This window comes from Nocardia carnea, from assembly GCF_029869215.1.
Taxonomy (GTDB): domain Bacteria; phylum Actinomycetota; class Actinomycetes; order Mycobacteriales; family Mycobacteriaceae; genus Nocardia; species Nocardia carnea_B.
Map to the genome: position 1 here is coordinate 1 of NZ_JARWPM010000042.1, position 14,329 is coordinate 14,329.

The 14,329-nt window shown below is 70.2% G+C and carries 13 protein-coding genes; 7 read left to right on the plus strand and 6 right to left on the minus strand.

Annotation, left to right across the window (positions count from 1 at the left end; all coding sequences use genetic code 11):
* Positions 1-1,802: exodeoxyribonuclease V subunit alpha (gene recD / locus QH276_RS01735; protein ID WP_280406571.1), on the plus strand; the 1,802-nt coding region annotated here is incomplete at its 5' end.
* Positions 1,803-1,806: 4 nt separating this feature from the next.
* Here the strand turns inward: recD and QH276_RS01740 are convergent.
* On the minus strand, positions 1,807-2,568 hold the full coding sequence (locus tag QH276_RS01740; protein WP_280400019.1) for a TetR/AcrR family transcriptional regulator: 762 nt from the start codon (positions 2,566-2,568) through the stop codon (positions 1,807-1,809).
* Positions 2,569-2,742: 174 nt separating this feature from the next.
* On the opposite strand from QH276_RS01740, the gene QH276_RS01745 reads away from it, so the two are divergent.
* The gene (locus QH276_RS01745) at positions 2,743-4,314 is read left to right on the plus strand and encodes a succinic semialdehyde dehydrogenase (protein WP_280400018.1); all 1,572 of its coding nucleotides are present in this window, start codon (positions 2,743-2,745) and stop codon (positions 4,312-4,314) included.
* Between the two features lie 51 nt (positions 4,315-4,365).
* Positions 4,366-5,193, plus strand: a complete 828-nt coding sequence (locus QH276_RS01750) for an SDR family NAD(P)-dependent oxidoreductase (RefSeq protein WP_280400017.1) — start codon at positions 4,366-4,368, stop codon at positions 5,191-5,193.
* Here the strand turns inward: QH276_RS01750 and QH276_RS01755 are convergent.
* From QH276_RS01755 to QH276_RS01770, 4 genes are all read right to left on the minus strand, one after another.
* The gene (locus QH276_RS01755) at positions 5,177-5,992 is read right to left on the minus strand and encodes a putative protein N(5)-glutamine methyltransferase (protein WP_280400016.1); all 816 of its coding nucleotides are present in this window, start codon (positions 5,990-5,992) and stop codon (positions 5,177-5,179) included. The genes QH276_RS01750 and QH276_RS01755 overlap by 17 nt on opposite strands.
* Positions 5,993-6,271: 279 nt before the next feature.
* Complete coding sequence (locus tag QH276_RS01760) at positions 6,272-6,901, minus strand: NUDIX hydrolase (RefSeq protein ID WP_280400015.1); 630 nt, start codon at positions 6,899-6,901, stop codon at positions 6,272-6,274.
* Positions 6,902-7,102: 201 nt separating this feature from the next.
* Positions 7,103-8,482 (minus strand): adenylosuccinate synthetase, encoded by a 1,380-nt coding sequence (locus QH276_RS01765; protein ID WP_280400014.1) that lies wholly within the window; start codon positions 8,480-8,482, stop codon positions 7,103-7,105.
* Positions 8,479-9,420, minus strand: a complete 942-nt coding sequence (locus QH276_RS01770; RefSeq protein ID WP_280400013.1) for a hypothetical protein — start codon at positions 9,418-9,420, stop codon at positions 8,479-8,481. The genes QH276_RS01765 and QH276_RS01770 overlap by 4 nt, the downstream gene beginning before the upstream one ends.
* Positions 9,421-9,577: 157 nt before the next feature.
* On the opposite strand from QH276_RS01770, the gene galT reads away from it, so the two are divergent.
* Positions 9,578-10,801: a galactose-1-phosphate uridylyltransferase gene (gene galT, locus QH276_RS01775; RefSeq protein WP_280406572.1), complete on the plus strand. Its 1,224-nt coding sequence runs from the start codon at positions 9,578-9,580 to the stop codon at positions 10,799-10,801.
* Here galT and QH276_RS01780 read toward each other — a convergent pair.
* Positions 10,756-11,634: a YdcF family protein gene (locus QH276_RS01780; RefSeq protein ID WP_280400011.1), complete on the minus strand. Its 879-nt coding sequence runs from the start codon at positions 11,632-11,634 to the stop codon at positions 10,756-10,758. The two genes, galT and QH276_RS01780, sit on opposite strands and share 46 nt — an antisense overlap.
* A 200-nt stretch (positions 11,635-11,834) precedes the next feature.
* Between QH276_RS01780 and QH276_RS01785 the strand changes: the two genes are divergently transcribed.
* The 3 genes from QH276_RS01785 to QH276_RS01795 form a co-directional block, all read left to right on the plus strand.
* Positions 11,835-12,704, plus strand: a complete 870-nt coding sequence (locus QH276_RS01785) for a bifunctional 5,10-methylenetetrahydrofolate dehydrogenase/5,10-methenyltetrahydrofolate cyclohydrolase (protein ID WP_280400010.1) — start codon at positions 11,835-11,837, stop codon at positions 12,702-12,704.
* A 127-nt stretch (positions 12,705-12,831) separates the two neighbouring features.
* Positions 12,832-13,314 carry a cation:proton antiporter regulatory subunit gene (locus QH276_RS01790; protein ID WP_280400009.1) on the plus strand — a complete coding sequence of 161 codons (483 nt, stop codon included), beginning with the start codon at positions 12,832-12,834 and terminating at the stop codon, positions 13,312-13,314.
* Between the two features lie 10 nt (positions 13,315-13,324).
* The coding region (locus tag QH276_RS01795; RefSeq protein ID WP_280406573.1) for a cation:proton antiporter at positions 13,325-14,329 on the plus strand (1,005 nt) is incomplete at its 3' end.

A 14,329-nucleotide genomic window follows, 5' to 3' on the forward strand; every position in this document is an offset into this window, starting at 1 on the left:
GGGAGACGCGGGAACCGGTGCTTTTCGCCGCCGCGCTGGCGGTCCGCGCGGTCCGCTCGGGTTCGGTATGCCTGGATCTGACCAGGATGCGGGAGATCGGCGTGGACGCCGACGACGAACGGGCCGAGCATATCGATCTCGCCGAGCTGCCCTGGCCCGATGAGCAATCGGTGATCGGCGCACTGCGGGACAGCCCGCTGGTCCGCGGTGGCCCGGCCGGTCCGCTGACTCCCCTGCGGCTCACCGAGCCGGCCCGCCCGGGTACCGGACCCCTGCTCTATCTGGACCGCTATTACCGGCAGGAGGAGACCATCCGCCGGGTCCTGACCGCCCGCGCCGCCGAGCATCCGGCGGCCGATCCCGCGCTGGTCTGCCGGGAACTGGACCGGCTCTTCGGCCCGCCCGGCACGGCCCCCGACCGGCAGCGGCTCGCCGCGGCCCTGGCCGCCACCGGGGCGACCACCGTGGTCGCCGGCGGTCCGGGCACCGGGAAAACGCATACCATCGCCCGGATCCTCGCGTTGTTGACCGCCCTGCGGGCCGGTGGGGAGGATACGCCGGCCACGGCTCCGCTGCGGATCGCGCTGGCCGCGCCCACCGGCAAGGCGGCCGCCCGGCTGCAGGAAGCGGTGCGTGATCAGGCGGGCCTGCTCGGCTTGCCGGAGCTGTCCGCGGCCACCCTGCACCGTCTGCTCGGCTGGCAGCGCGGTCGCAGTACGCCGTTCCGGTACCACGAGCACAACCGGTTGCCCTACGACGTGGTGGTGGTGGACGAGACGTCGATGGTTTCGCTGACCATGATGAGCCGCCTGCTGGCGGCACTGCGCCCGGACACCCGGCTCGTCCTCGTGGGTGACCCGGATCAGCTGGCCTCGGTGGATGCCGGTGCGGTGCTCGCGGATCTGGTGGCGGCACCGTTCCCGGGTGCGGCCAACCCGGCGCTGGAGGCGGTGCTGGCCGCCGACCCCGGCTGCACCGGCACGCCCGGGCAGGCGGACGCCGAAGCGCTCACCGAGCTGGAGCGCCGGCGGGTGCGCGGCGGGATCGTCCGGCTGACCCGTGGGCGCCGGTTCGGGGGCCGGATCGCCGAGCTGGCCGTGGCGGTCCGCGCGGGCGATACCGAGGCCGCGCTGGAGCTGCTGCGTTCCGGCGGCGATATGCTGGAGCTGCTCGGCCCGGACGACATCGCCGCCGTCCGGGCCGATGTCGTCGCCACGGCGCAGCGGGTCACCGCCGCGGCCGCCGCCGGTGATGCGGCCGCCGCGCTGGCGGCTTTCGAATCGCATCGGGTGCTCTGCGCGCATCGGCGCGGGCCGTACGGGGTCGAACAGTGGGACCGGACGGCGGCCGAATGGGCGGCCGCCGCGGGCGCGGGCCCGGAGCATCGTTCCGGCACCTGGTATCCCGGTCAGCCGCTGCTCGTGACGGCCAATGATCACGAGGCCCGGATCTACAACGGGGACACCGGTGTGGTGGTGCGCCGCCCCGACGGGTCGCTCCGGGTGGCGTTGCAGCGCGGTGAGGAACCGCTGCTCGTCCATCCGACCCAATTCCCTTCGGTGGTCACGGTGTTCGCGATGACGATCCATCGCAGTCAGGGCAGTCAGTACGACACGGTGACGATTGTGCTGCCGGAACCGGGCTCGAGCCTGCTGACCCGTGAACTGCTCTACACCGCGATCACCCGCGCCCGCCGGCATGTGCGGATCCTGGGCACCGAGGAGGCCATCCGCACCGCCATCGACCGCCATGTGCTGCGCGCCAGCGGGCTCAGCCTCGACCACGGCGACCGGCCGGGCTGACAGCTCATTCGGGCGCGTCCGCGGGCGCCGCGGGAAACAGGCCGGGGAGCTCCATCGCGTAGCGGATATCGGCGGTGTTGCCGAGGGTTGCCAGGACGACCCGGATCATGGTGAGGCGGGCCGCGGCGACCGTGTCGGGATCCGGTTCCGTACCCGGTTCGGCGGCGGCCGAGATCCGGTACACCACGTACTCGCAGACGTGCAGGGCGGCGTCGAGGTCCAGCGGTTCGGGTACCGGGCGGCCCAGTTCCGCGAATTTGCTGCGCACGATTTCGCGGATCCCGTCGATGGCGACGTTGCGGTACGCCGAGACCGGTGAGGCCGGATCGTGCAACTCGGCGAACAGCGGCCGCAGGACGGCGCCGTGCCCCCGGGCCCAGTCGAGATAGGCGTCGATCAGCCGGATCCCCAGGTCCACGCCTTCCCCGGTGGCCTCGAGGGCGGCCGCGATCCCGCCCACCAGTTCCGCGTTGGAGATATCCAGCAGCACGTTCAAGGGTTCGGTGGCGTTGGCGAAATAGCGGTAGAACGTGGGCCGTGACAGTCCGGCCTGGTCGATGATCTGGGCCACGCTCAGACCACGCGATCCGGCGCGGGTGAAGACCTGCGCCGTCGCGTCGACGATCCGCGCGCGGACCTGTTCCGCCTGTTCCCGGGTCTGCGGTGGGCGACCCCGCCGGGGCGGGGCGGCGGCGGGAGCCGGGGAGTGCGGCCGGGCAGCGGCTTGCATCGCGGGATCGGCGTCGTGGTCCGCGCGGCCGTTCACGCGGCGCCTCGGACTGTGAGATACCACAGCCGGCGCTGGTGACGGGCTGTTGTGCGCAACTGCCCCCTTGACACTCCACACGGCACGACCATTACATTAACACCACTGTTCAATTAATCATCAGGGCCGCGACCTGCCGATCGCGGCCCCACTCGCCCCAGGAGTATGCCGACGATGACGACCGCCCAGCGTCCCGCCGCCACCGGCGCCCTGACCCCGGACCTGGTCGACCGGCTGCTCGGCCGGGCCGCGGCCGGTGGGGCGCCCGCCGTCACGGTCACCGCGCCGGTCACCGGCGAGCCGATCGCCGAACTGCCGCAGTCGTCGGTCGCCGATATCGAGGCCGCCTTCGCGCGGGCCCGGGCCGCCCAGCGGCAGTGGGCACAGGTGCCGGTCCGGCAGCGCGCCGCGGTACTGCGCCGGTTCCACGATCTCGTCCTCGCCGAACAGGACACCATCCTCGATATCGTGCAGACCGAAACCGGGAAATCCCGCGCGCACGCCTTCGACGAGGTCGGCGATGTCGCGGTGAATTCCCGGTACTACGCCGCCACTGCGCCCCGGCTGCTGGCCCGCCGCACACCGCGCGGCGTGCTGCCGGTGCTCACCGCCGTCGAGGTGCGGCAGCGGCCCAAGGGCGTGGTCGCGGTGATCTCGCCGTGGAATTATCCGCTCGCCCTGGCGGTTTCGGACGCCCTACCGGCCCTGGTCGCCGGTAACGCGGTGGTGGGCCGGCCGGACAACCAGACCGCGCTCACCGCGTTGTGGGCCGTCGACGCCGCGATGCGGGCCGGTCTGCCCGAGGGGCTGTGGCAGATCGTGCTGGGCCGCGGGTCGGTGATCGGCGGTGAGGTCATCGACCGTGCCGACTATGTCGACTACACCGGGTCGAGCGCCACCGGCCGCACCATCGGCCGCCAGGCGGGGGAGCGGCTGATCGGCTGCTCACTCGAATTGGGCGGGAAGAATCCGCTGCTGGTGCTCTCCGACGCCGATCCGGTGGCCGCGGCCAAGACCGCGGTGCGGGCCAGCTTCGCTTCGGCCGGCCAGCTGTGCGAATCGATGGAACGGATCTATGTGCACGAATCGGTCTACGACCGGTTCGTGGCCGCCTTCGTGCCCGCGGTCGAGGCTTTGACGCTGGGCTCGCCGCTGGACTACTCGACCGATATGGGTTCGCTGACCTTCGCGCGCCAGCTCGACACGGTACGTGCCCACGTCGACGACGCGGTCGCCAAGGGCGCCACCGTACTGGCCGGGGGTAGGCATCGGCCCGATCTCGGGCCCTATTTCTACGAACCCACCGTGCTCACCGATGTCACCGCCGAGATGACGGTGTACCGGGAGGAAACGTTCGGCCCGGTGGTCTCGGTCTACAAGGTCGCCAGTGACGACGAGGCGGTCGAGCAGGCCAACGACACCCCTTATGGTCTCAACGCCAGCGTGTGGTCGCGCAGCGCGGCCCGCGGCCGGGAGTTCGCCGCCCGGATCAACGCCGGATCGGTCAATGTGAACGAGGGATTCATCGCGGCGTGGGGTAGCGCGGACGCCCCGTCGGGTGGCGTCGGGATCTCCGGGACCGGCCGCCGGCACGGCCCGGAGGGGTTGCTGAAGTACGTCGATACACAAACCATCGCGGTGCAGCGGATGCTGCCGATCGCGCCGCTTCCGGGGATGTCGGAGGCGATGTGGGCGAAAACCATGACACTGTATTTCCGGGTCATGAAAACTCTGCGCCAGAAGTAGTGCCCGCCCGCTGCCTCCTAAGTTCCTCCCCGACGACAAGGACCCGAATCAATGAAACTGGACACGGTGGCCGGTAAGAAGGTGCTGATCACCGGTGCCGCCATGGGCCTGGGCAAACTGTTCGCCGAACAGGCGGTGCGCGAGGGTGCCGCGGCGGTGGTGCTCTGGGATATCAACGAGACCGCGCTGCGCGAGACCGCCGCCGGATTCGCCGCGGCGGACGGCACCGTGCACACCTATACGGTCGACGTCTCCGACCGGGCCGCGGTCGCGGCCGCCGCCGAGTCGGTCCGGGTGGAGGTGGGCGATATCGACATCCTGGTCAACAATGCCGGAATCGTGCGCGGGAACACCTACTTCTGGGAGACGAAGGACCGCGACGATATCGACAAGACCATGGCGATCAACGCCCTGGCGCCGATGTACGTCACCCTGGAATTCCTGCCGGCCATGGTCGCCGGCACCGCGGAGGCCCGGGTGCTCACCATCGCCTCCTCGGCCGGTTTGGTGCACAACCCGCGGATGAGTGTCTACGCCGCCTCGAAATGGGCGGCGCTGGGCTGGTCGGATTCGGTGCGGATCGAATTGGGGCAGGCCGGGCACGACCACGTCAAGGTCACCACGGTCTGCCCGACCTACATCAACACCGGAATGTTCGAGGGCGCCACGGGTTTCTGGTTCACCCCGATCCTCGACCAGCACAAGGTCGTCGACACCGCGTGGACGGAGATGAAGAAGGGCACCCCGGTGGTGATCATGCCGTGGACCTCGCGCCTGAACAAGGTGCTCTCCGGTGTGCTGCCCCTCAAACTACGCGACCTGTTCCTGAACACGGTCGGCGTGTATCACTCGATGGACGAGTTCAAGGGCCGTAAGTAGCGACCGCCCGGGTGCCCACCGCCACGGTGGCGCCGAGTCCGGCGGACCGGGCGATCCGCGCGCGCAGGCCGGCACCGGTGAGCAGCGCGGTCGCGGCCGGGATCTGATCGGTGCCGATCTCGATCAGCACGCTACCGCCGGGCGCGAGCCATTCGGCAGCTCCGGCGGCGGTGCGGCGGGCGAGCGCGAGCCCGTCGGGTCCGCCGTCGAGCGCGGTGGCGGGCTCGTGATCCCGCGCCTCCGGCGGCAGGCGGGACAGGAATTCCGACGGCACGTACGGGGTGTTCGCGAGCAGGATATCGATCCGTCCGCACAGCTGCCGGGGCAGCGCATCGAACAGATCACCTTGACACACCTGCCCGCCGAGGCCGGCGAGATTGGCGCGCGCACAGTCGGCCGCCACCGGGTCGATATCGGCGGCGAACAGATCCGGTAGTGGCGCCGGGCCACCGTCCAGCTCGGTGAGCAGGGCCAGCCCCAGTGCTCCCGTCCCACAGCACAGATCCACCACCATCCGCGGCGGTGTGCTGCGGGCGAGGGCGGCTGCCTCGTCGACCAGCAGTGCCGAGCGCTGCCGCGGTACGAACACTCCCGCCTGCACCCCCACTCGCAACCCCCTGAATTCTGCCCAGCCGAGGATGTATTCCAGCGGCTCCCCGGCCACCCGGCGCGCGATCAGCTCGTCGAGTTCCCCCGCGGAACGGGCACTGCCGCCCAGCATCCGCGCCTCGTCCTCGGCGAAAACGCATCCCGCGGCACGCAGTTGCCGGGTGACGGCCTCGATATCGAATTCGGGCATGAGCTCAGTCTGGTGGGCGGTACCGGGTAAAGCACCGGATTTTCGCGCGTCTTGCCGGCGGATTCGGCGATCCGAGCCCCGCCCGGGCGGTCGATGCGAAAGTCGCGGCAGTCGGCGCGGCCGAGCCGACAGGTAGAACGGCTCGGTGTGGGGAGGACGACCATCGTGATGCTTCGGGAGTGCGGCGCCGGATGGATCCCTGGACCGGGCACGCGAAGCGGCTCACGCCGTCGCTGGCCGTTTCCGCCCGCCCGGCCGGGTATGCCGGTGGGGTACGGCTCAAGTCTGCCCGTCGGTGAACGCCCAGACCGCCGCGGGCCGGCCGGTGGCTTTGGTGCGGCGTCGCTCGTCGGTTTTCTCCAGTCCGGGGATCCCGGCCAGAGTGCGGTTGAGATTCGCCGCGTCCGGCCGGGCACCGGCCAGCGAGGCGGTGAGGTCGACCGCGCGCGTGGCCGGGAACTGTGGTCCGAGCAGCGCGCGGGTGAGGGTGGGGTCCTTCCAGAGCAGCCCGGCCAGCAGGGTGCGGGCCGCCGCGACGATGCTGTTGTGATCGAAGGCCAAGGCCGGCGGCTCGTCGAAGGTGACCCACTGCGCCGGCCCCTGGTGCGGTTGGGCGACCGCCCACATGACGATGGACAGCGTGGGCCCGCGGGGGTCGCGGTTCGGTTCGTCGAAGGTCACCAGCTGGCCGACCGGCCCCAGGGCCGCCTCCGGGACACCCAGTTTGGTACGTACCGCCCGCGCCGCGGCCTCGGCGAGGCGTTCACCCCGCCCGAGCAGGACACCGGGCAACGCGACCTGTCCGGTGAACGGTTCGTGTCCGCGCGGCGCGATGCCGAACGTGACCGCGGCGTCGGCGGGCCAGAACCGCAACGCCACGACATCCACCGATACCGCCGATTGGTCCACGCACCCATCCTGCCAAATCCGCCCCCGCCGCTCCCGGCGGCGAGACACCCGCCCTCCCCCGCGGTAGCCAGGCCGCCGACTCCGGGTCAGGACTCGCCGCCGCCTCCGGAGGCCGGCGTGCGCGGTCCGTCGGCAACGCCCGGTCGCGACAGGTTCGGCGTCGCCGCCGGCCGGCGCCTGGAGGGTTGCGCGCGGTAGCGCCTACGGAAGGCGTCTACCCGGGCCGCCGAAACAGGCGGGTTCAGCGGTCACGGTGTCCCCGCCCACACCGGCCGGTGAGCGGAGAGCCGGTGCGGCCAGTGCTCCGAAGGCCGCCGACGGTGTACGGGCGGATCGATCGGGGCCGGTGGCGGTGAGGACGACCGGGGCGCCCAAGGTCTGTTCCAGCAGGGATGGCAGGTCGGGCGCCGGATCGGTGAGGATCGGAGTGGCCGTCGCGAGGGTCGCGGTGAGCGCGGCCTGGTGGCCGAGGTCCTGCCACGCTCCCGGCGGGAGCGTGCGAAGGATGCCGCGCGAGGTGCGGTAGGCCGTGGCGACCGGTTCGCCGGCCGCCGTATCCAGGTGGTTCAGCACCAGCCCGTCGATACCGCCGCATACCTGCACCGCGTACCGGAGCAGTACCGTGTCGAGGCGGCCCCGGCGGAACGGCCCCTGGTACCTGCCGTGGGTGTTGTGCACCTCCGGGATGCGCAGGTCCGGGTCCTCGGTCGGCAGGGGACCCGCTCCGTGCCGGGTCGTATAGGTGCGGGTCACGCCGAGTACGGATCCGGTGGCGCCGATCCCGGTGAGCAGGCCGCGGGCGTTGCGCGGTTCCGCCGTCGACCAGGTGGTGTGCGGAGGGAAACCGCGCCATTCGTCGAGCAGCACCCCCTGCGCGCCCTCGAATACCAGCCGGCCCCGCCGGGCGAGCCGCCGCAGCTCCCCGTCGCCGGTGATCCGTACCGCGCGCCCGAATTCCCGGTACACCTCCACCAGGGCATCGACGGGTTCGTGGGTGTGCGTGCTCGTGCCGAGCAGCGGACGGTAGTGCGCGGCGAGTGCCCGGAGCTTATTGCGCAGGACGTCCGGCCGGTGGCAGTCGGCGACCCGGGGAGCGTCGTACCGCAATGCGTAGGAAGCGGTTTCACCGATACCCAGCCCGCACGACCCGTGCCGTGCGGGCCCGCGCGCGTCCTCACGGGCGCGGTTGGCGGCGATATGGATCGGGGTGGTGAGCAGCGCCGCGGCGTCGATCGACAGCAGCGACAGCGGATCCGGCACCCCGAGCGATGCCAGGTTCTCCGCCTCGGCGGCCAGGGCGAGCGGTTCCACCAGCACGTGCCCGGACAGATGTGTCGGCACGCCGGAGAAGGTCCCGGAACCGAACTGGGCGAACGTATGGTGCCGGTCGCCGGCCACCACATTGTGTGCTGCCTGCGCCCCGCCGTTGAAGCGCACCACCGCGGCGATGTCCAGGCCCGTTCCGGGAGCGCACAGCCAGTCGACCGTGGCACCCTTACCCGCGTCGCCGAAACCGAGGTCGACGACGATCAGATGGTGGCCGGGATTCCGCTCCGGAGCGCCGATACCGTCGCTGTTCATGCCGTCGCGCCCGGTAGAGCTTTCGGGGTCCGGGTCCCGAGCGCCTTGCCGACGATCTCCGCCTCGTGCACCGACCCGATATCGCGCAGGTCGGCCAAGCCGCCCGGCATATCCACCCGGTCCTCGGCCAGCCCGATCGTCAACGCGATGAGTTCACAGACCGCGGCCGGATCGTCGAGTCGCAGGAAGTTCTGCCCGAGCAGGCCCGACCAGTGCTCGGCGATCTCCGGATCACGGTAGTACGACGACTGATTCGGCAGGATGTAGTGGATATGCCAGCGCTGTCCGAGTTCGCGGTAGATCGAATCGACGGCGATATCGGTGCGCAGATGATCACCGATCACCGCGCGGATATGGCGGGCCGCCAGGCGGGGTTTGTTCAGTTCGTCGCCGATGAGGAACAGGTAGCCTTTCTTGCGGCGTTTCTCCCAGGCATCGGTGATCACATGCTGTGCCATGAAATAGGCTGCCAGTTCGTAACTTTCGGATTTCTGGCCGCCGCCTCCGCCTTCGAGGAGGATGGTGCGCAACTGTTCGTCCATCCGGTTGTCGGATTCGAACTGGCCCACCTGCAGGGGTGCCCGGTCGACATCGGCGTCCCCGATACCGCCGAACAGGATCTGCGGATCGTCGGCGTACCCCTTGTTCTTCAGCAGTCCGTGCAGTGTGCCGAGTTTGGTCTGCATGATCACCGGCACCCGGCCCATGGAACCGGTGACGTCGAAAAGTACCGCGATCGGCAGTGACTGCGCGTGTTCGGCCGAATCCCGGCATTCGCGGGCCGTGACGCCGAACGGGTCCAGGTCCGGATGGACGGTCCAGGTGTCATAGGGCTGTTCGCGCAGTTGTGCGGTGTAGCCGAAATCGTCGATTCCGTGCCGCGCCCGGTAGCTCTCGGCGGCTCGGTAGGCGTTGTGGTCCCAGTGTCCGTGTCCCATCGGAAAACTCTCCGCTCATTATTTTGGTCATATTGACCATAACTGACCTCGGTGGCCATGACCAGAGGCAGAACGGAAGCGCCCGCGACCGTGGCGGACGGACCCGCCGGGTGCCGGGGTGGGCCTGCGGGCGGCCCCGGCTGGCTATCGTGAAGGCGTGCCGACCCGCATCGTGAAGCGCAGCGCGACCTTGGCCGACGGCCGGGAGCTCTTCTACTACGACGACGCCGACACCCGGCTCGGCGCCGAACGCCGGATCGATACCCGCCGTCTGGACCCCCGGCCGCCGACCGCGACAATGCGCCAGGATGTACTCACCGGGGAGTGGATCTCCATCGCCGCCGCCCGGCAGAGCCGGGTCGTGCTCCCACCCGCGGACCGTGATCCCCTGGCCCCGCAGACCCCGGACAACCCCTCGGAGATCCCGGATCTGTACGACGTCGCGGTCTTCGAGAACCGCTCTCCGTCCTTCGGCCCCGCGCTACCCGGCGATGTCACCGGCGAACCGCCCGCGCCCGGTGGCCTCGCCGATATCACCGCCGTCGGCTTCGACCGCGAACGCGTCGCCGTCGGACGCTGCGAGGTGGTGTGTTTCAGCGCGGAACACGAAGGGTCTTTCGGCGATCTCACGCCGAGCCGCGCCCGGACCGTGGTCGAGGCCTGGGCCGATCGCACCGCGGTGCTCTCGGCGCTGCCGGGCATCGAGCAGGTGTTCGTCTTCGAGAACCGCGGTAAGGCGATCGGGGTCACCCTGCCGCATCCGCACGGCCAGATCTACGCCTACCCCTATGTGACACCCCGGACCACCCGCATGCTCGATATCGCGGAGCGGCTCGGCCCGGATCTGTTCGAGCGCATTCTCGAGACCGAACGTGCCGCCGGCCGGGTGGTGCTGGCGGGACAACGGTGGACGGCGTTCGTTCCGTTCGCGGCGCGCTGGCCGGTCGAGGTACATCTGCTGCCGCACCGCCATATTCCGGATCTCGCCGCGACCACCGACGCCGAGCGCGACGAACTGGTGACGCTCTACCTGCGGTTGTTGCGTGGTGTCGACGCCCTGTACGAGGACCCGACGCCCTATATCGCGGCATGGCATCAGGCGCCGGTGCATACCGGGCGCGATACGATCCGCCTGCACCTGCAGCTCACCTCGATCCGCCGCGGCCCGGACAAGATCAAATACCTGGCCGGTTCGGAGGCGGCGATGGGCGCGTTCGTCGCCGATATCGTGCCCGAAGAGGCGGGGGGCGGGGGCGGGGGGGGGGTGGGGCGGGTGCGCCGCCTATCGCGGCCCCGACGCGCGGGCCGCCCGTACCGGGGGGGCCGTCGCGGATGTCAGCGGCTGACCGGGAGCCCGAACGTGCGGGTCGCGTCGAGATAGATGTTGTACTGGGCCTGCCGGCTCGGCGGCGGCAGCTGCGACACCAGCTGATCCAGCGACGTCGTGGCGCCGATCACCCGGATCCCGGCGATATAGAGGTCGGTGACCGCCCGCCGGATATGGTTGGGCGAGGTCACCGCCACCACGCTGAACACGCCCAGATCGCGCAGGATCTGCGCGCTGTACAGCGCGTTCTGCACGGTGGAACCGGCGCGGTTCTCCAGCTGGATTCGCTGGGCCGGGATACCGCGGCCCACCAGCCAGTTACGCATCGCCTCTGCCTCGGTGATGCCGTTGCTGGGGTTGTTCCCGCTCACCACGATGGGTGAAAACGGCGACGCGATGGCCTGCAGCCAGGCCGCCTGCAGGCGGTCGACCAGTTCGGGCCGGGGAGTTCCGTCGGGCAGCAGGCCGTAACCGAAGACGACGATCCCGGTCTGCGGGCCCACCAGAGCGGGCAACGGATTGGGCAGGGTGGCCACGCCCGCGCCGATCGCGCCCAGAACGCCGTCGGTGCCGGCGGCCATACCCGGGTTCACGGCCCGCAGCCGTCCCATGGCGTCGTGCTGGGCCGGCATATCGCCGACGTAATGCGACCAGATCACCTGCAGTGAGAGCGCTTCGGCATCGGCGGGGTCGCGCGCGAGCAGGGCGCGCAGATCGGCGCGGCCGGCTTCCGGATTCCCTTCGGTGAAATGGCGCTGGGCCGAGTTGTACAGGGCATCGGTTTCGGGGGTGGAGGCCCGGGCGGGCGTGCCGAGAAGTCCGGCGAAAGCCATACTTGCGACGGCGGCGAAGGCCACCAGAACGTGCAGACCTCTGCGATTGTGCACTACGGCGACACCTTTCCACGTGTGGAGCTGGTTCTCGTAGGTGATCGATCGGGTCGGAAACTGTCGGTTCGTGCGATGCGTGGCAACCCACCCTAGAACCCGGTACGGCCGGGATACGGGATTTGCGGCCGGCCGATTCGTGACATGTCCGGCGGCACCCTCGCGGGCGCCGCGCCGGCCCGGGGCTAGGGTGAACCCCCGTGGATACCGCATCGCTGACCGGGAAAGAGCTCGCCGCCGCCGTCAACGCGGATACGACCGCGCGGGCGAAAGCGCTCACCGAACAGGCGGGCCGGGCGCCCCGCCTGGCGCTGGTCGTCGCCAACGACGATCCCGCCAGCGCCTGGTATGTCAACTCGCTGAAGAAATCCGCCGCCAATCGGGGCATCGACTGCGAAACCGTCGATCTGGGCGCCGACGCCACCGCCGACGCGCTGCGTACCGAACTCTCCGTCCGCAGCGCGGATCCCGGCACCGATGCCATCATGCTGCAGACACCGCTGCCCGCCGGGGTATCGCTGGACGAGGTGTCCCCGGCGATCGCCGCCACCAAGGATGTGGACGGAGTGAGCCCGCTCTCGCTGGGATTGCTCACCGCGGGTTCGGCCGGTTTCGCCCCGGCCACCGCGGAGGCCGTGGTGGAACTGCTGAAGCATCACGGGATCGCGCTCGCGGGCCGTCACGTCGCTGTTGTCGGACGCTCGAATGTGGTCGGCAAACCGCTCGCGCAGCTGCTGCTGGCCGAGAACGCGACGGTCACCATCTGCCATTCCCGGACCACCGATCTGCCCGCGGTGACCGCGGCCGCCGATATCGTGGTCGCCGCCGCCGGCCGGATCGGCCTGGTCACCGGCGCGAACCTGCGGCCGGGGGCGGTGGTGATCGATGTGGGCACCAACGAATCGGCCGACGGCTCGATCGTCGGCGATGTCGACCCGGAGTCGGTCCGGGGTCGCGCGGCCGGGCTGAGCCCGGTGCCGGGCGGGGTCGGCCCGGTGACCACGGCGCTGCTCATGCGGCATGTGGTGATCGCCGCCGAACAGGCGCGCCGGACCGGTGGCACGGCATAGGCGGAGCAGGCCGCCGGGCCCCGGCCGACGGCCGGTCGCCCGGGTGTTTCACCACCCGCGCCGGACGGGTAGCGCTAGGGTGTGCGCGCCCGTCGGTGCGGACGGATAGTCGAGTTAAGGTGACATCGTGAACGTCGAAGTGACACCCTTGCCGGGAATAGGCGTACGCAAGGATTTTCCGCTCACCGCTGTGCGCCGGCGGATCGGGGTCGTCGACCACAAGGACGGGACGATCGATCTGATCTTCACCAAGATCGGTGACCCCGACGCCACCACGCAGATCCCGATGACCGAGGCCGAAGCCGGGACATTGGCGAATCTGCTGGGCGCCCCGCAGCTGGTGGGCCAGTTGCGCAACGAACACCGCGATATGGACGGGGTGAACACCCGGCAACTCCCGGTCGGGGAGAACTCCCCGTACGACGGGCGGACGCTGGGCGAAACGCGGATGCGAACCCGGACCAAGGCCTCGATCGTGGCGGTGATGCGGGCGGGGCAGGCCATGCCCGCACCCGGGCCCGATTTCGTGTTCACCGGTGGGGATGTGCTGATCGTGGTGGGGACGTCGGAGGGTCTCGACAACGCCGCGGACATCCTGAAAGACGGCTGACTCCACGGCGATGAATGCGACCACGCTGGCGATGATCCAGCTGGGGGCGGTGTTCTTCGGGCTCGGCGTGCTCGGACGCATCGCGGCCCGGATCGGCATGTCCCCGATACCCCTGTACCTGCTCGGTGGCCTGGTGTTCGGGGAAGGCGGTTTCTTCGAACTCCACGAGGCCGACGAATTCATCCATCTCGCCAGCGAGATCGGCGTGGTCCTGCTGTTGCTGCTGCTCGGCCTCGAATACAGTGCGGCCGAGCTCTTCACCGGTATGCGCAGATCCTGGATGGCGGGTCTGCTGGACCTGGTGCTCAACGCGACACCCGGCGTGATCGTGGCATTACTTCTGGGGCTGGGTCCCACCGGCGCGCTGGCCATGGCGGGCGTCACCTATATCTCGTCCTCCGGCATCATCGCGAAGGTTCTCAACGATCTTGGCCGGCTCGGTAACCGCGAGACCCCGGTGATCCTGTCCATCCTGGTCTTCGAGGATCTGGCGATGGCGGCCTACCTGCCGGTGCTGACCGCGGTACTGGCCGGGCTGGGTTTCGTGGCGGGTCTGCAATCCCTGGCGATCGCCCTGGCGGCGGTCACGGTCGTACTCGTGGTGGCGTTCCGGTACGGAAAATACGTTTCGGCGATCGTGGCGAGCGAGGACCGCGAAATCTTCCTGCTGAAACTGCTGGGTTCGGCGCTGCTGGTGGCCGGGGTGGCCTCCGCATTGCAGGTATCGGCGGCGGTCGGGGCGTTCCTGCTGGGTATCGCGATCTCCGATACCACCGCGCACAATGCCACGAAGATCCTCGAACCGCTGCGCGACCTGTTCGCCGCGATGTTCTTCGTCCTGTTCGGGCTGACCACCGACCCGCGCAGCATCCCCCCGGTGCTCGGCTGGGCGATCCTGCTCGCGGTGATCACCACGGTCACCAAGATCGCCACCGGCTGGTGGGCCGCCCCGCCCCCCCCGGGGGGGCCCGGGGGGCGGGGCCCCCCCGGGGCGGGGGGGGGGGGGGGGGGGGGG